Annotated in this window: 17 protein-coding genes; all 17 read right to left on the reverse strand. The window is 65.7% G+C overall.

Annotated elements, in window-relative coordinates; translation table 11 throughout:
* Nucleotides 1-3: 3 nt before the first annotated feature.
* Complete coding sequence (locus NM962_01125) at nt 4-780, reverse strand: hypothetical protein (protein UVO12800.1); 777 nt, start codon at nt 778-780, stop codon at nt 4-6.
* A gap of 16 nt (nt 781-796) precedes the next feature.
* Complete coding sequence (locus NM962_01130; protein UVO12801.1) at nt 797-1,237, reverse strand: hypothetical protein; 441 nt, start codon at nt 1,235-1,237, stop codon at nt 797-799.
* 85 nt (nt 1,238-1,322) lie between these two features.
* Nucleotides 1,323-3,413 (reverse strand): hypothetical protein, encoded by a 2,091-nt coding sequence (locus NM962_01135; protein ID UVO12802.1) that lies wholly within the window; start codon nt 3,411-3,413, stop codon nt 1,323-1,325.
* Nucleotides 3,410-4,033 (reverse strand): hypothetical protein, encoded by a 624-nt coding sequence (locus NM962_01140; protein UVO12803.1) that lies wholly within the window; start codon nt 4,031-4,033, stop codon nt 3,410-3,412. The genes NM962_01135 and NM962_01140 overlap by 4 nt, the downstream gene beginning before the upstream one ends.
* A 32-nt stretch (nt 4,034-4,065) precedes the next feature.
* Entirely contained in the window at nt 4,066-6,510 is a 2,445-nt protein-coding gene (locus NM962_01145; protein ID UVO12804.1) for a hypothetical protein, read from the reverse strand.
* Nucleotides 6,507-7,382 carry a hypothetical protein gene (locus NM962_01150; GenBank protein UVO12805.1) on the reverse strand — a complete coding sequence of 292 codons (876 nt, stop codon included), beginning with the start codon at nt 7,380-7,382 and terminating at the stop codon, nt 6,507-6,509. The genes NM962_01145 and NM962_01150 overlap by 4 nt, the downstream gene beginning before the upstream one ends.
* A 3-nt stretch (nt 7,383-7,385) precedes the next feature.
* Nucleotides 7,386-9,080 (reverse strand): hypothetical protein, encoded by a 1,695-nt coding sequence (locus tag NM962_01155; GenBank protein UVO12806.1) that lies wholly within the window; start codon nt 9,078-9,080, stop codon nt 7,386-7,388.
* Nucleotides 9,077-10,129: a hypothetical protein gene (locus NM962_01160; GenBank protein ID UVO12807.1), complete on the reverse strand. Its 1,053-nt coding sequence runs from the start codon at nt 10,127-10,129 to the stop codon at nt 9,077-9,079. Before NM962_01160 ends, NM962_01155 begins: the two co-directional genes overlap by 4 nt.
* Complete coding sequence (locus tag NM962_01165) at nt 10,126-13,533, reverse strand: phage tail tape measure protein (GenBank protein ID UVO12808.1); 3,408 nt, start codon at nt 13,531-13,533, stop codon at nt 10,126-10,128. Before NM962_01165 ends, NM962_01160 begins: the two co-directional genes overlap by 4 nt.
* A 5-nt stretch (nt 13,534-13,538) precedes the next feature.
* On the reverse strand, nt 13,539-14,027 hold the full coding sequence (locus NM962_01170) for a hypothetical protein (protein ID UVO12809.1): 489 nt from the start codon (nt 14,025-14,027) through the stop codon (nt 13,539-13,541).
* A complete protein-coding gene (locus NM962_01175) occupies nt 13,969-14,445 on the reverse strand; it encodes a hypothetical protein (GenBank protein UVO12810.1) in 477 nt (158 codons plus the stop codon). The genes NM962_01170 and NM962_01175 overlap by 59 nt, the downstream gene beginning before the upstream one ends.
* 83 nt (nt 14,446-14,528) lie before the next feature.
* Nucleotides 14,529-15,548 carry a fibronectin type III domain-containing protein gene (locus tag NM962_01180; protein ID UVO12811.1) on the reverse strand — a complete coding sequence of 340 codons (1,020 nt, stop codon included), beginning with the start codon at nt 15,546-15,548 and terminating at the stop codon, nt 14,529-14,531.
* Between the two features lie 45 nt (nt 15,549-15,593).
* A complete protein-coding gene (locus NM962_01185; protein UVO12812.1) occupies nt 15,594-15,995 on the reverse strand; it encodes a hypothetical protein in 402 nt (133 codons plus the stop codon).
* Nucleotides 15,992-16,591 carry a hypothetical protein gene (locus NM962_01190; protein ID UVO12813.1) on the reverse strand — a complete coding sequence of 200 codons (600 nt, stop codon included), beginning with the start codon at nt 16,589-16,591 and terminating at the stop codon, nt 15,992-15,994. Before NM962_01190 ends, NM962_01185 begins: the two co-directional genes overlap by 4 nt.
* Entirely contained in the window at nt 16,561-16,809 is a 249-nt protein-coding gene (locus NM962_01195) for a hypothetical protein (protein UVO12814.1), read from the reverse strand. The genes NM962_01190 and NM962_01195 overlap by 31 nt, the downstream gene beginning before the upstream one ends.
* Complete coding sequence (locus NM962_01200) at nt 16,799-17,236, reverse strand: hypothetical protein (GenBank protein ID UVO12815.1); 438 nt, start codon at nt 17,234-17,236, stop codon at nt 16,799-16,801. Before NM962_01200 ends, NM962_01195 begins: the two co-directional genes overlap by 11 nt.
* Nucleotides 17,233-17,682: a hypothetical protein gene (locus NM962_01205; protein UVO12816.1), complete on the reverse strand. Its 450-nt coding sequence runs from the start codon at nt 17,680-17,682 to the stop codon at nt 17,233-17,235. The genes NM962_01200 and NM962_01205 overlap by 4 nt, the downstream gene beginning before the upstream one ends.
* Nucleotides 17,683-17,687 lie beyond the last annotated feature (5 nt).

Consider the following 17,687-nt stretch of genomic DNA (forward strand, 5'->3'; position numbering starts at 1 on the left):
CGGTCAGTCGACACTCGTCAGTGCCTCGAGCTGTTCGCGCAGCTTCTCGACGTCGATGCCGGTGGCGGTCGCGGCGCCGGTGCGGAACTTCTCGACCGTCAGGTAGGCGTACGCCTCGTCGGATGCCTGCTCGTAGCCGGCTTGGGTGATCTCGACGAGTCCGCCCCACGACACCAGAACGGCGTTGCCGTCACGGAACGCCACACACGGCACGTAGTGGCCGCCGGCCGGCTGCGGGCGTGCCACGGCGTCCCAGGTGCGCGGGAACTGCTGCATCCACTGCCGCGGCATCTGCAGCCCGAGTCCGACGCCGTCGAAATAGTAGGCGGCGTACCGCAATTGCTCCCAGTTGCCGGGGTCCAGGGCCACGTAGGCGCCGATCGGGTGCCGCCGTCCGGCGGCGTCGAGCAGGCCCGCGCTGCGGCGTTTCGCCAGTGCGGCGGCGACGTCGGTGCCGTTGTCGGTCGGGTTCTCCCCCGTCGCGGGGTCGACGGCCGCGTTGGGGTCGTAGCCGGTGATCTCGCTGTAGTTGGCGATCGCCGCGGCCGTGTCGACTGGCACGCTGCGGCCGGCCTCGGCGTTCCACAGCATGACCTCGTGGAGTGCGCCGGCCTCGTAGCAGTCGCCGACGCGGTCGTTGCCCAACATGCCCCAGTCCCAGCCGATGAGCCGTTCGTGGCCGAAGTCGGCGGGCGGCTCGTCGAGTTCCGTGGTGTCGGCGAAGTCCGCGAACCGTAGCTTGACGGCGCCGGGACGGGCAGGCTGCTTTCCGAGTTTCATCACAGCTAGAACTCCTTTACGGGTGGCTGATGGTCAGGACGCCGGTCGCCGCCCAGGTGATCTGAAATGTGCCGTTGGTGTCGGATTCGGCGCCACCGAAGTCGATGACCGTCACGATCGGGTTTTCCGCTGCGCTTCCCGGTGTGGTGTCGACGACCGCAGCTTTGTAGGCGGTGATGGTCGAGTCATCCCAGACGGGGGGATCGGCCTTGAGCGTCAACGTCTTCGACGCGTAGGTGACCGACACGCCGGTGAGCGCCTGTCCGCCGGCGGTGTAGCCTCCTGCCGCGGCGCCGCTGATCTCGTTGGCTCCCAGGTCCGACTGGTAGCGGTGAGCGTCGGAAAACGTGTAGCCGCTGCCGAGCAGGATGACCTTCAGTGTGTCGCTGTTGAGGTTGATCTCCTTGTTGACGAGCGACAGCAGGAGTCCGCCGGGAACGGTGTTCGTGATGGTCATATCGGTTGCGTCCTTTCGGGACTGGTTGGGGATGATTGCCATACGTATGGGTGATCGCGCCGCGATCAGTGCGCATGGAGTGGCGTCATTGAGATGGGTTGTATCGAGCGACAATCCAGACGGACCCGCGCGCGCCGTCGCCCGCGCCAGCGAATCCGGATGCCTCTCCGGCACCTCCACCACCGGGTGCATTACCGTCTTTGCCGCCAGAGTTTTGGGCAGCGCCGCCGGTGTACGTGACCCCGTTGTAGGTGCGGTTGCCCGGCGATTTCCCGGGCACGGAATTTCCGGCAGATGCGCCAGCCGCGCCACCGCTTGCATACAAGGCTGTACCGACGGATGAGGTCCCACCGGCGGACCCGGCACTCCCCCCCGCGCCGACGGTCACCGTGATTGACGCGCCCGGAATTGCCTGGATTGTTGTTGTGTTCCATGCGCCGCCCGATCCGCCGGAGCCGGGCGTGAACAGTGAGTAGCTACCGCCTCCACCACCGCCACCAACGGCGATAATGTCCAGGTAATCGACCCCGTTGCGCCACCAGGACGGCGGTGTGTATTTGCCGGACGCGGTGAACGTTGTCGATTCTGGTGCGTAATTCGATTGAACGTGCACGCTGGGGGCCGGCGCGGATACCGCGATCGTGACGGTCGGCACCGCGATCGTGTTGTCGATGACATTGAACGTGTAGATCGTCGGCGCGTCGGATGTGACGGTGACTGCGGCGGTTGGCACTGTCGGTGCAGTGATCGTCGCGACCACTGGCGCCGGCGCGGCGACCTCGACGGTTGCGGTCGGTACCGCGGCCACGGCCGAGCCGGTGACCGCGGCTGGGGTCGGCGCGGCGACCTCGACGGTCGCGGTCGGTACCGCGGCCACGGCCGAGCCAGTGACCGCGGCTGGCACTGGTGCTGCGACCTCGATGGTGGCCGCCGGCACTTCGGCGGCGGCGCTGTACGAGATGTATACCGTTGGCGCGGGTGCATCGACGGTGACCGTCGCGGTCGGCGCTGCGATAACCGCTGTTCCCGATGCTGCCGGGGGCACTGCGGTGACGGTGACGGCCGCGGTCGGCACGATCGCGTTGGCTGAACCGGTGCCCGTCGGGATCGGGGTCGTGAGCGTGATCACTGCCGTCGGCACGACGATCGCGGTCAGTGCCTCGACAGTGGGGCCCGGCGCGGCGATGTCGACCTCGGCGGTCGGTGTCTCGACATCTGCCGAACCACTGACTGTCGGGGCCGGTGCGGCGGTCTCGATCGCAGCGGTCGGCACCGTGCCGACGACCGCGGTGCCGCTGGCTACCGGCGACGACGCCGTTACCTCGACGATCGCGGTCGGCGGGTACAGCACAACGCCCTGCGTGAATCCGACGTCGCCGCCCTCGATGACGATCACAGCGGTCGGAACCTCGAGGTCGGCCGAGCCACTGACCGTCGGCGCGTCCGTGGCGATCATGGCCTCGGCGGTCGGGACGATGACCGCGGTGATCGCGGCAATCGTTGGTGCTGCCGCGGCGACCTCGAGGACTGCGGTCGGTACTGCGGCCAGCGCCGAGCCGGTGATAGCAGTCGGCGCAGGCGCGGACACGCTCACGGTCGCTGTCGGGACGGCCGCCGCGGTGACAGTGTCGACAGTCGGGGCCGGCGCCCACACGGTGAGATCGGCGGTCGGAATCATCGCGTCGGCCGAGGCCGCCACCGCTGGCGCTGGCGCGTCGACAGCGACCATGGCGGCCGGTACCTCGGCGGCGACGCCGACGACCACAGCCGGAACTGGCGCGGAAACCACGACCACCGCAGTCGGCACCGGCAATGCCGTGGATCGGTCGACCGCCGGTGCCGGCGCTCCCACCATCAGCTCGGCCGTCGGCACCGCGACGTTGACGCTCAGGCTGCCGTATGGGCCGCACACCTCGATGGTTCGAGAGCGGCCGGCCACGACGGCGACCCGGTCGGTGTTTTCCACGGCGGCCATGCGTTGCCGCGGGGCCTCGAGTTCAAGAACGCGGGTGTCGCCCGGTACCGCGGCGTCGCGCGCCGTGGCGAGCAGGGCGGCGACGTAGCGTTTACGTGGCTCGTCGACGGCCAGTGCACGCTCGAACGTGGCGACCGTGGCCGAGCGATCAGTAGGCGTCGGGACGGTGACGATGCGCGGCCGGGTCGCGCAGCAGGTCATGGCACGTATTGCTCTTGGATCGAAATCTGCAGGGAAATCGACGCCTGTCGACCGGCCGCGGTGGTGATGTGGTTCGTGACGTCGTAGACCACGCCGACGCTGCCGCCTTGCACGAACGCGGTCGCGGTGGTGTCGGTGAATGCGGGCTCAGGTTCCGCGGCGATGGTCACACCGAGCGCCGCGGTGTTGACCATCGGGGGCGCTGCCGATGCCGTGGGCGCCCTGCCGTCGTCGGTGAAGGTGGTTGCCGATGCCGGCAGCGGACCCATCCGATACTGGAACGTCGTCGGCGTCGCCCCGGCGTAGACGTAGATGCCCGTCGCGTTCGGCACCGCGGGCCATTCAAGCTGCGCGAGCCCGTTAGCTGCCGTGAATGTCGCCGAAACGACGTTCGACGGGGTCGTTTCGCCGTGGTCGTCGATAGCCGTGATGCACCAGCACCGCGTACCCGACGCCAGTTCACCGCCGGTGTTTGCGGTGCCGACCAGGGTGAGGTTTACCGGTGGCGTGACGTTCTCGACGGACCACGTAGACGATGCGATGGTGTCCCCGGTCGGGAGCCATTTTGTCCAATCAACGGTGTAATCGAGGATGTCGTTCGGGCCTTGAGTGAAAGTCATACGTTGGCCTTTGGCTCGTTAATGATGTTGTGCTACAACAGGCTTCGGTTCATCAGCCCAAGCTTCATCCACGACGTCCCGTTACTGTTACCGACAAACGTCCAGGTCGCGGCGGTCGTCATGTTCGTCGCGACCCATGTCACAGTCGCGCCGGGGTCGAGATTGAGCACCGAATGAATCGACACACCAGCCTGATTCGCCAACGCGACGGCATACCCGATCAGCTCAGAGACGCCGTTTACGACGGCCTCGAACATGAAACAGTTCGGCGAGGTGATCACCGTGCCGAAGTTCACGCCGACCTCGAGCATGTAGGTTCCGGCGAGGCTCGCGGTCAGCGTGTTGCCGTTGCTGAATGTGATGTCATCCGTCAGCTTTACCGTCGTGTCGTAGGAATTCGCCGGGATCGTCGACGCGCCGAGCGCCACACTGACCGCGGTGGTGTTCTCACGGCTGACATGGGCGAAGCTCCCCACCGTCTCGGTTGGCGGCTCGAGCAGAATCTCGACCGCCATCCACTCGTTACCGGCCCCCGACGCCGCGGTCGCACTGAACGCGGTATTTGTGCCGACGGGAATGGCATCACCAAGCGCGACCGCGGTTCCTGTCGAGCCCGTCGCGAACACATCCGATAGCCGCTGCGTCACGCCCGTCAGGCCGCTGATTTTCGCGGCGGTCGTCGACGCTGCGGTGTTGCCCCAGTAGACGACCGCCAGCGCACGCGGATTGTTCGGCTGCGACGGGAACGACAACGGCATCGACGTGCCGGCCGCGCCGGACCCGTGCGCGGTGGTGATACCGACGGTGTTGACGTTGCGGTAAGACACCGACGCGCACACGAAGCCAGGGCCGGTGTTCGGGTAGATGACGTTGGACGTCACCGCCACCGTGTAGGTTCCCGGCTCGATCAGCGCGCCGAGCATGGTCAACACGTTGGTGTCATCGCTGAACGTGATCTGCGGCAATAGGAACTGTTGACCGTCCGACTGCCGCGTCGCTACCCCGATGAACGACGGTGTCGCTGGCGACATCGGGCCTGGATAGTAGATCGGGACCAGCAGGTAGTTGCCGGGCGGCACCGGTGGCGACGCGGCCGGGTTGCCGGCTCCGATAACGTGCGTCCACGAGACGGTCGTGCCGTTCTGCGTGACGCTGTACGGCCCCGACGCGGCACCAGCACCGACCGCGTCGAACGTGACGGCCGCCGGGTTACCGCTCGCGGGGTTGACTTTGATGTTGTTCTGCGGGATGGCCGCCAGATTCGCGACCACCTGCGACAGCGGTGTGCCGGTGGCGTTGCCGCCGTTCACGGCATTGTTGATGCTGTCGATAACGCCCTGAGCGTTGGTGTTGGCGGTCGCAGCCTTGTCGACGGCGGTTGCGGCGTTGTCAGCGATCGTCGGGACACCGGACGCGTTGGCTTCGCCGGGCGTCGTCAGGTCCGGCACCGTCGCGACCGACAGGCGCGTCGAGGTCGCTGGGTTCGGGACGGTCGACGCGCCGGGGTTGAACAGGTTCGTGAAGAACGACGACAGGCCGTCGATGACGGGGTCGACGCCGGCCTCGATGTTGGCGACCGTCTGCGGGTCGGCGCCGAAGAACGATCCGACGCCGTTGATCAGGTTGTTCGCCGCGGTGGTGACCGTGTTGGCGGTGTTCTGCGCGCCGGTCGCTACGTCGTGCGCCGAGTTCGCGGTGTCAGCGGCAGCCGTGGCCGTCCCGGCCGCTGTCGCAGCGTTCGCCACCGCGCCCGCCACATCGTCACCCAAGCTCGCGTTACCCGACGTCGACGAGACCACCGAATGCGGGATCTGCGACGGCGCATTGACTGTCACGGTTGCGCCCGGCCCGATCATGTCGACCGCCAACTGCTGCACATCCGGGCCGATCTCATCCCAGCCGCGACCATCAGCGAAAACCACATCGTTGAACAGGTTCTGCAGATCGACGTGGATGTTGTCGTAGCTCGACGGGAGCGCCGAGTGCTGAATGTTCGACGTGTTGGTGCCGACGATCGCGTCGGGGCCGAACAGGTCCGTGATGAACGTCTGCAGCGCCACGCCGAAGTCAGCGCCTTTGCCGGTCGTGCTGAGGCCCATCGCGGCCAGGCCGTCGTTGATGAGCGTCGTCAGGTCAGCACTGGCCTTTTCCGCTGCGGTTTGGGCTGTGTCCGCCGCGGTCTGTGCATCACCGGCCGCCGTCTGCGCATTGTTGGCAGTGGTTTGGGCGCCCTCAGCCGCAGCAAGCGCCGCCTGCGCTTTCTGCTCCATCTCCTCGCCGTATTGCTGCAGAAACGCAAAGGGCTTCATGCCGAGTACATCGACGCTGGCGAGCGCGAACGCCACCTGCGCGAGCACCTCGTCGACGATCGCCTCACCGAACGCCTCCGTCTGGGCTGCCGAGAACGCCGGCGCCAGTGACGACCGCTGTCGATGCACCGACGGGTTCGGGGTCGTCGCCGCCGGATACTGGCTCACAATGCCGGCTGCTGGTTGACGGTGAACGATGTCTGCGACGCGACCGTCGACCATGTGTCATTAGTCGGGTTCGACTGCGTGGCAACGAAGTAGATCGTCGCGGTCTGGCCGGCCTTGACGCGGGCTGGCGTCGAGGGGGTCGGCAGCTCCGGAATCAGGGTGATCGCGACCTGGGCTTGTCCGCCGATCGCCCAGCCGACACCGACCTGTGGTCCGGTCGGCGAATTCAGGTTCGCGGTCAGCGTGATCAGCGTGTTCTGCGTGCCGGAGATGACGCACTGCCCGTGAGGCTGCGGGTAGTAGTCGAACGCCGCGGCCGGGACCGCGATCTCAGCGAGCGTGCGCGACGCCTGCGCGGATGCCGGCGTCGAGATCGGCTGACCGGTAAAAATGTCGGTGATGAGCTGCGGAACGTAGTCGAACACGTTCGTCGCCTCATTCCAGGCCAACGTCCAACCGTTAGCTTGCGGGACGCCATTAACGTCGGGTGCGTCAGTGATGTTGTTGCCGGGCCCGGCCGCGCCCGGCTGACCCTCGTTGAGGTAGATCACCACGTCATAGACGGCCGGAATGCCGGGACCGCCGGGACTAACCAAGCTGAACTGCCCTTGCGGCGACGGCGGCGTCTGACCGTACGGAATCGGGATGACATCCAGCTTGCGGAACATCGGCGATGGGCCGGGCTTCCCCTCGGCGAGCCCCGGCATATTGACCACGCCGCCGCCGGGGCCAAAAACACACACGGCCGTCTTCGTAACGCCGGGCTCGATGCCCGCCGGAAACAGGATGGTTCCGGTGAACGTCGCCGCGCCGGCGGGGTAGCCGGCGGGCGCCCAGTCCCATACACCAGTCATCTCGGGTGGTGAAGTCACGTTCTATCCTCCGGGGCTGGCAAGCAACAGCAGGTTGATATTGTCTTCGGCCTCAACGATTTTCCGTTGCGAGATAATGGCCGATGAGTCCTCACGGCGGCCGTCGCCGATCGTCGCGGTGACCTTCGCCCAACTCTCGCGACTGTCCTCGATTTCGATCTCGTCGACCACGTCGGTGTAGAGCACGCCGCGGCGCACAACCGACGACATTGCGGCCGGCCAAATATCACGGAACAGTCGGAACGGTTGCCCGTTGTAGAACGACATCTTGATCGCCGGATAACCGCGGCACTGATATTGCGCATCGAGGCCAGCGAATGTGGCATCGACGTTGTAAGTCGACTGTGTCGGAAAGAATTTCTCGGGGAAACCGTACGGCCCCATTTCGACTCGCATATCGAAGTTTTCATAACTCTCGAACGCGAGCACGGCGTTATCAATGATGCCGTCAAGCATGTCCGACGGGATACCCGAGACACCGATCGCGATGGTCAATAGGTCGATCAGGTAGGCGCTTGTAGCGTTGAAGAACGCATTCAACCACTGGGGCGACCGGCCACCGATGATCGTTTTCCATGCCAGCGGATGATGGTGTGCCACATCGAGTGTCACGATTCCGCCGTCTTTGATGTCGGCGTTGAAGATCGTCCACGGCGGCACGAAGTTCACGCCTATAGCCGGGGCGATCTCAATGTTTGATCCGGGCGGCACGTAGGCGTTGTTCGGGTTAAGGAATGCTTTCGCGACCTTCCCGTAGACCGAATCGATCAGGTTCACAGCATCTTTGATTCCACCGTCGAACACCGTGTTTGTCGGTCCGGTGACGTTACTGTAATCGCGGACGTTGAAAATGTAGGTCGGGACTGTGAGGTCGAACATGCGGCCGACCGGTTGCGGGTCGCCGGGCATCCACATATCGATCGTGGCATAAAGCCCGTTGTCGTCGAGCTGCTCTTTCATCAGCTTCCAACAGCTGTCCATCTTGCCGTGGATGTTGATCCAATTCGACGTGTCGACAAATCCGTCGTCCCAGATCACGCACACTGGCGTCGTACACATTTGAGCGAGCTGCGTGAGGTTGATCTGGTAGTCGGCGAGCAGCGTTCCCAACCAGGTACGCCAGTCCGGGTCGAGTGAGCCGAGCTGGTTGAGGAATTCGTTCAGGCCCGATTGGATGCGAAATGCGTTCTCGGCCACCATCGTTTTGAGCACGGTGATCGCGGGACCGGTGTACATCGCCTCGAGCGGCTGAAATTCGATCGGCAGACCCGGGTCCGGGAATACGAGGATCGCATCCAAGATTGCGAGGTTGCCGATCAGGTCGCATTCGACGGTCTCGCTACCGTCCTCGTTGATCTTGTCGTGAGCGGTGAGCACACGACCCGTCCACACACGCTGATCGTCCAGCTCGTAGTTGATCGGCACGACCGTGGTGTCGCAGGACAGCACCACCTCGGCGAGTGGGTCGTGGCCGAGCAACGTTAGATTGCCGGTCGGAATGTCACGACGCGGGATCTTCACCCGCGTGTTGATGTAGTTGTTCGGCCGGCCCATCTCGCGGTAGAGCCGGTCATACACCGTCAGCGACAGGTTCGTTGGTGGCCGCTGCGCGGCCTCGGCGAGCTCGCGTGCAGCAGCCGCCGCCGCGACCGGGTCATCACCGAGGATCGCCTCAAGCTGTTCGCCGCTGCCGCTCATTCTGGCGACACTCGCATCGGATCGAGACGTGCGATCACCTTCGATTTCGGTGAGCCGGCAGCGATCGAGACCGCGATGTGCTGCGGCTGCGCCAGATTGGGCTGCGCAACGCCTGGCACCAGGTTGGTAAACAAGCCGCTGAGCAGGCTGTAGAGCGGTCCCTGCGGCGGCGCGATACCGTATTGCGACTCGAACTGCTGCAGCACGGGCGGCACGTTGTTGTTGGTCACGAAATTCACTATCTGCTCGATCAGCTTCTGCTGCGGGGTGACCGCGAGTTGCGGTGTGCCGGGCGTGATGTCGACGACCTGCGTCACCCGTGCTCGCGTGTCGATCAGGGCGACCTGGCCGTCGAGCAACGGACCGAACGTGATCGGCGTCTCGGTGCTTATCGATGGTCCGTTCGAGAATGAGAACAGGCCCGGCCCGTAGCAGGTGAATTGCACCGGAGCGTCCTGGTCGCCAATGTTCACTAGCGTCAGGAAGCCTTGGGCGTCGGAGGCGCCCGGCGCGAATGTGTCGAAGCTCGGCATACCGAACCAGAACGCCTCGTCATGCAGGATCTGGTGAGTTACTTCGACCTCGCGGACGGCGCCGCGCAACTGATCGCGCTCATCCGGCCAGTTCTGCCCGAGGCGCGGTGTGAGGTACCAGTAACCGCGGTCCTGCGTGATCCATTCGAGTTTGCCGGTGCGATCGGGCCGCCACGCGGCCCGCCACTGCGACAGCACCTCGGACAGGCCGCGCGGCGTGCGGGCGTGCAGCTGCACCTTGAACTGCGGCTTGAGGTCGTCGTAGACGACGCCCATCCACGTCGAGCCGGCCTGTCGGGCAGTCTTTTGGCTGATGTGATCGAAATCGGGTGTCAGTTTCTTGATGCCGCCGACCAGCACGGCGCCGTCCTGCACGCCGGGTGTCGGCGCGGTCGGTCCCGCGAGGTGAAACTTTGTGACCCCGTCCCAGCTGGTGTAGAACAGCATCTCGTCGTCGCCGGCAACGAGTGCGCGTGACCCGGCGCGCTTTACGGGGCCGTCAGGGAAGATCGTCATTTGATCCGACTCGGGGCGAGTTGCTGCGTCCCACCGACCGCGACCCGGCTGAGTTCCGACGACTTGTTGGCGAAGTCGTCGACGTCCTTGGCTTTAATCGTCGGGTTGTACATGTGGACGTGGGTGTCACCGCCTTCGGCGGCGTCCTGCTGCTTGTTGCGGACACTCTCGTTTTCGAGGGGCCGCTTGGTGTTTCCGGCCACGACCGGCGATGCAGGCTTGGCGCCGGCGATACCGGATAGGATTTTTCCGGGCAGTGTGTTGCCGAAGTCGCTGAGCGGGTCGTCGGACGGCAGGAACGTGCTCATCAGTCCCTCGACGCCGATCGCCGCGAGCTGGCCGCCGTAGGCGATGGTGCGGTTCATCATCTGCGACAGCACCTGCACCGCTGCACCAGAACCGGGAGCGAACATGTCCGCGGCCATCGCGCCGGCGCCTTCGGCTGCGCCGAGCGCACCGCCTGAGATCGACAGGCCGGGCTTCGCGCCGCCCGTCGAGCCCATCGGCTGGCCGGGCGCGCTCGGCTCGTCTTCGCCGACTGTGCCGCCGCCGGCGTAGTGCGGGAGTTGGCCGCCGCGGACCTGATTCATCACGCCGGTACCGAGCTTGTTGACCGCGCTCTTGGGTTCGACGAATTCGCCGGGCTGCAGCCACGACAGTTGTGTGTCCTGGCCGTTCGGTGGCCGCAGCAGTGAGCCGAGCATCGCGCCCTCGGCCGGTGCGATCGCCATATCGCCCAGGAACGTCACGAACCACTTAGCCAGGCCCGGCAATCCGTCTTTGAGGCCGAAACCGTCGTCGAGTTCGGCGCCGAAATCGAGGTCGGGCATGTCCATGCGGCCGTTGTGTCGTTTCTGGCCGCCCATGCCGTCGTTGCCGGGCCCGGGCGTGTCATCGTCGCCGTGGTTGCTGTTTCGATGGTGCCGACGATGGTGGGCACCGCCGGCCGCGTCGTCCTCGCTGGACTTGATGAACACCGGGTCATTGCGGGTACCGACAGGCCCCTGTGGCGCGTTCGGGTCGGTGAGCACGATTCCGCCCTCACCGGGTCCGGGCGCCTTGCGGCTACCGCCGCCGGCGAATCCCGACAGCCCGTGACCGAGCATTCCGCGACGCGCCGCGGCGCGCAGTGCGAACATCGCGCCGTGACCGCCCGCACCGTCGACCTCGTCGGTCGTCCACACGTGCTCATCGGGTGCAAGCCACCGCAGTTGGGAGTCGACACCGCGTGGACCGGAGCCGATCACCGGGCCGCCGGCCTGGTGTCCGGGGATGTGCAGTACGTGCTCGAGGCCGCCCCACCCCTTCGATGCGAGCTGACCGAACGAATCGGCCGCACGCCGGATCGCACCCGGAATATCGCCGAGCGAGTGCAGCAGCCCGTCGACACCCTGCTTGATCGCCTCGAACGGGTGCGCGTCTTTGAGCTTGTCGAAATCGGCCTTCGCCTCGTCGATTACGTGCCCGACGCCGTGCCCAAAATTGTCGATCGCGTGCCACGCGTCGTTTACGCCGTGCCACAGGTGCATGAAGTCGTCGTAGGCTTCGCCGACCTGTTTGCCGGTGGCCTCGACCTGGTGCGCGACAACACCAAAGCCTTGGCCGATGCCCTCGCGATGCTCGATGATCCAACCGAGCGCGCTGTTCAGGCCGCGCATACCGGACGTGACGGCCGGCAGGAAAGCAGTACCCATCGACACTTTCAGCGTGTCCCACGCCGCGCCCGCTTTCTTGACGTTGCCCTGGAACGTGTCGAGGGCCGCCGCGGACCCCTCGACGTTGCCCTTGTCGTCAGGCTTCGACCCGGCGATCTCGCCGGCTGTTTTCTGCGCCGATGCGTTGGCTTCGCCGGTCAGCTGCTGGAACGCCTGCCCACTCACCTGGTCACCGATGAGCGCCTGAATTGCCTGCTGCCGGGTCTGCTGGGACCCCTGCCCCGACCTCAACAGTTGCGAAAACCCTTGCGACTGCTGAAACAGCGAGTTGAACTGTTGCAGCTTCGCGACGTCAGCCATGTCCTGGCCGCCGCGCGTTCGCCGCCACTGCTTGTAGGTCAGCTCCCCCGAGGTGATCTCGTTGGCGACCTTGCGCTGATTGTCGTTCATCGACGCCAACATCTGCGTCATCGACTGCTGCACTTGGACATTGCGGTAGTTGGCGTCAATGTTGACCATGCCGTCCGGGCCGCTATGCGCGTCGAGGGCCTTGTCGAGCTTGTCGAGAGTCGCCAACGGGTTCGCCGCGAATTGACTCTTGACCTGCATCGGGTCCAGGCCGAGCGCACCCCACTCCGCGCGCATCTGCGACGTCGGCGCCTGAATCTTCTCGATCAGGTGCAGCACGTCCTGGCCGGCGTTGTCCGCGTGCATACCCGACTGCGTCATCTGCGCCACCATCGCCATCCACTGCGGCGCAGCGATGCCCATGCTCGACGCGACGGGCTCGACGACGTGCATCGCGCCCGCGAACTCACCGAGCGGCACCTTGGCCGCGCCGGCACCGGTGACTATCTGCGAGCCCACCGAGGCCGCATCCTGCGCGGACAGGTGGTAGTCGCTGATCTGCGTGGTGATCGCGTTCAGCGCGGTCTCGAGCGGCACATCCTCGATTGCCGCCATCTGTCCGCCGGCCTTGAGGATCGAGCCCAGGTCTGCGGCGTTGCGATGCCCGGACTTGGCGACGTAGTAGGCGCCGTTCATCAGTTCTTCGGGGTCGACCCCGACCTGTGGTGACAGGTCGAGCACGATCTTGGAGACGGCCGCGAGCTGGTCGGTCGGAATGTCGGCCGCGGTGTGCAGCTTCATCAGTTCCGCTTGGAACTGCGCAGCCGGCGGAATCGACTTGGCGATCGCGATACCGAGGCCGGCGACAGCTGCGGTCGCGCCGCCAACCATCATCGCGTCGGTGCTAATACCGCCGAGTGCGCCACGGAACAGGCCGGCCGAGTCAGCAGCCGCGGCGGTTGCTTCGTTGACCCGCTTGTGTGCGGCCTCGGTGTCGTTGAGTGCGTCGACGTAGCCACGGGCGTCGCGGCCGGATCTGGCGCGCGCATCGGCCAGCGCCAGCTCGGCCGTCATCGTCTTCGAGGACAGATCGCCGTGTTTCTCGCGTACCTCGGCCAGGCGAGCCTCGGAGATCTCCGATTGACGCTGTGAGCGTTCCATGCGGCGTGCGGCGTCGGCTTCGGCGTCGGCGGTCGCGCTGTAGGCCGCCTGCAGCTTCTCGAGCTCACGACGACCGCGCTCGTGCCGGAACGCCAAGCCGTCGAACAGATTGCCGGTCGCGCGCGCGAAATCATCGCTGATCGCGCGACCGGCCCGCCCGAAGATCGCTTCGGCGTCGCGGGCCGCCTCCATCGCGGCGGTACGCGAGAGTCGGGTCATGACGTCGATGTAGATCGGCATCGGCCCTACTCCCTTCGTTTACCTCGATTGATGGCGTCGCGCACCAGTGAACGGTGCCCGTCCCGGATCTGCGTTTGCTTGCGTTCCGCGCGGCGGCGTAGCGCCTCGACGAGCGGCTCATCGAGCCCATCGCGTGACGGATGCTCGCCGCCTCGGTCGGCCCGCGACAGCGCGATTTCGAGTGCCGTGCGGGCGGCGATCTTGCGGTCGTAGGTCCAATCGATGAACTCGGCCTCGATCACCGCGTTGGGCGGCAGCTCGGCCAGCACCGAATACAGCCGCAGTTGTCCGTCGACCTCGACGAGCCGGTGCGTGCGCTCGGCACGCTCCCGAAACGTCGAGTCCTCGGGTAGGTCGGACAGCAGCGACAACAGCTCGCGGCTGCTCATCTCGCCGCGATGCCACTCGCGGATATGCCGACCGGGGTGGTAGCGGCTAAGCGCCGCTTCCGTTTCGTTCGGGAGCTGCCGCCACAGGTCCAGGGCCGCCCGCACTTTTGGAGTCCTCCCGACGCCTCCGCGCGAGCTGTTGGTTCATCTTCCACCAGATGAGATTCACGTCGTTGCCACGACCGCCGGCCGCGATGAACGCCGCGTAACGTTCGCCGAGGATCGCCTTCGCAAGCTGAATGTTGTAGTGCTCGACCAGCTCGTTGCCTTTGCGATACGGCTCTTTCAGCTCACCTCGGCGCTTGACGCTGCCGTCAGCGTTGAGGATGTCCGGGTGTCGGTCCCAGGATTCCGACTCGAGCTGCAGCGCGTCGTAGCGGGCCTGCTGTTCGTCGTCGAGCAGCGACGGGTTCGGGATCTCGAACACCACGCCGTCGTCGGTGACGATGCGCTCGGATGCCGCGAAGCCGAGGTATTCGGTCGCTTGCTCGCGAGCCTTAATGAAAGCGTTCTGGTCCGTCATTGCGTGTATCTCCTTGTCTGCGTGGTGGTTTTGCGTGGCTCGTCGAGGCGCCCGCCACGCAATACGGGCGCCTCGACGAGAGATCAGGCGATCGCGGTGACCGAGTTCGACACGGCCGACGTGGCGGTCTGGTCGTTCGCGCCCTCGGCGACAACCTTGAACACGTACGCGCTTCCGGTCGTCAGGCCGGACACCGTCAGCGTGGTCGTGGCACCATCGACGACCGGCGAGCCTTGCAGTGTCGCCGTCGTGAACTCACCCGCACCGCCGACCTGCTCGAGCACCGTGTAGGTGTACGGGGCGTCTCCGGTCGGCGTGGTGATCGCGACCGTCGCCTTACCGCCGCTGACCGGGGTCGCGACCGGCGCGGTGCTGACAAACTTGGGAGCGCCACCGAGACCGCGCCACTGCACGCCTTCACGGCAGATCCACATCACCTCACCGGTGTTGGGATCAAACAGCGGGTTGAACGTCAGCTGACCGCTCTCCGTCTTCTTACGGCCGAGGTCGATCTTGCCCTTTTTGTTGGTCTGGCAGCGCGGCAGAACACGCGCCATGAGCTGCCCAGACCCGTCGGTGCCGAACAGGATGATCACGCGATCCTGCAGGTAGTCCATCGGGCCGCGCTTCACCTGGTAGCCGGGCGTCCCGATCGCCGGCAGGTTGTACAGCGGCAGCTCGAAATGCAGCGCGTCGGTGACCGGATTCGATTCCAGCGGCGTGAAACTCACGCTGTCGTCGAGCTTGGTGATCACGTTGCGTGTGGTCCGCACCGACTGTGCGGTCGGCGTCTGCTGCACGCTGATGTCGGGCGACTGCTCGGTGGTGTCGGCCTCGAGCTCGCCTGGATGGTAGAAACCGAGGTTAGGACCATCGGAGGTGATGAACAGGTCGGAGCGGATCGTGCCGTCGGCCGCGAACGGCGTCAGCAGCCCCAGATTGCCGAGACCGACCGCGGGGTCGGAGCAGTCGAACGTCGAGCCGTCCGGGTTCCAATAGTCGCGGATGAATACGTCGGTGGTCTGCCAATACCGCTGCGCGAGCGGGTTAACGTTCGGCTCGACGATCTCGGTGTAGGTACCGCCTTCAGCGGGCAGAGTCATGGTGGTGTTCCCTTCGATGTGTGCCCGGTTGGGCGATGGACGGGGTCAGTTGCTCGGTTGATTGCGCGCCAGCACGACGTAACGGGCGACGTAGCGCTTCACGAACGGGTCGCTGTACTTGTCGAAAGTCGGCCCCATGTGCGGCTCGATGCGCCCGTGCGCGATCTGGCCGTTTGGCAGCACGATCGCGTCGCCGGCCGTGATCGACATCAGCTGGTGGTCGGCTTCGAGCGCGACGTCGGATGCCTTGCTGCGGGTCTCGCCGAGCGTCGCGACCGATACCAGCGCCCGCTGCATCACGCGGTCGGTTTTCGGGTGCAGCGACGTGACGACGAACGCCGGCAGCGGGTCGTCGGCGCCGTGCTCGGGCTCGACGAAGTAGCCGAGCGGCATGAGTGCGCCGATGATGAATGCCTCCGGCGGTATCGGCTTGCCGTAGTCGATCATCGGTGCCGTCGTCCTCGACCGGGCCGGCCCGCGGCACGGCGTGCGCGTCGGCGCGTGTTCTGCGCGTCTTTGAACTCGGCCGAGCGCTGTACCCGCGCGGAGCGGACGCGCTGCAGCTGCGCCGAGATCAGTTCGCCGTCGGCACCGCTTTCACGTAGCTGACCGAGCTTCACCAGCTCGCCGCGCAGGTTCGCCTGTGCGTGCATCACGCCAGCACCACCGATCTCGGGCGGGGTACCGCCGAAGTGCTCGGCCGTCTTGCTGAATGTCGCGTATTCGGGCATGTGGATCGTTCCCAGCTCGGCCCACAGTGCGAGCGGGTCGAGCCGCGAAATGATCCGTCGCACACCGGCGTGCGGTTTCTCGACGTGAATCGAGTCTCGGAATCCGCCCGGCTCGTCGAACGGTGGAGAGTCGCGTTTCGGCGGAAGGTCGCCGAACACCGGCGCGATCGACTGCGCGTATTCGCAGACGTCGTCGCCCATGCGGTCGAGCCCTTCCTCGACCTCGCGGAGCGTCAGGGCCTCGCCGGCGGCGGCGAGAATCGCCTCGATCTCGCCGGCCATCACGAACCCCCGATGCGATGGCTCATCCATGCCCCAGCGGTCTTGATGAGCCCCATGGTGATGTAGGCCGGCTGACTTCCATGACGCGGGAACATGTACACATGGCCGCAGCGGTCGCCGTCATCGTCGACGTACTGCGATCCGACGATCAGCACGGCGTCGGTGATCACCTCGTCGGCGAAATGCTCACTGCGCCCGATGACATCGAGTAGCGCCTCGAGTGCGGCATCCTGCTTGTTAGCCGCCATCGGTCGGCTTTCCGCCGCCACGCCATTCGCAGACGATCCACACATGTTCGGGCTGGCCGTCCATGTCGTATTGCACCTCGGGCCGGCCGATGATCTTGTAGTCGCGCTGGCCCAGCGCGGTGGACCGGTCCGGCCGCAAACGTGCCGTGTTGAGAATCTCGGCGATGAAAATCTGCTCGCCGTTCTCGTCGACGTCGACGGTCGGGATGCCCTGGCCGTTGACGATCGGCAGGAACGCCCAGGCGCGCTCGCTGTTGGTCGTGGTGTCCGATTGTTCTTCGGTCGGTCCTGTCGAGACCACGTCGAAAACGCAGCCGTAGACCTCGGCGATGGCTTCACTGAATTTCCGCTGATTGAGCCCGTCGCGCTCGCCGGTTTCGACGTCGGTGACGACGTAAATCGTGTCAGCGCCGGGGTATTCGCTCACGGGTACGTCCACGGGATTCCAGTGCCGGACCAGCCGGTCGGCCAGCCGGCGTGACTGTCGTCGGCGTCGAAATCGGCCGGCGCGCAGCTCGACATCGGCAGTGACTCGAGCGAAATGCCGAGCAGCTGCTTGTGCGTGTCGGTAAACTCAAGCGCCTTCATGGGCTCGGCGAAGCTACCGGCGTCCATGCGGTGGCCGGTCGTCTTCGAGTACGTCGCGAGTTTGCCGTAGCGCTGGTATCGCACCGCGTTCGATACGACGTCGTAGACCACGAACTGCGCGGCCGGATCATCGTTACTGATGCCCGGTTTCTGTCCGTAGATCCAATTCGAGGCGACGGTGAGCAACAGCGTCGCCATCGCCTTACGCTGCGAGGTGAGCGGCGGACCGTCCCACATCCCAAGAAAACCGGTGATGTCCAGAAACGGCTGCGTCGGGCTGGTCATCGCCG

The sequence above is a fragment of the Mycobacterium sp. SVM_VP21 genome (assembly GCA_024758765.1).
GTDB classification, from domain to species: Bacteria; Actinomycetota; Actinomycetes; order Mycobacteriales; family Mycobacteriaceae; genus Mycobacterium; species Mycobacterium heraklionense_C.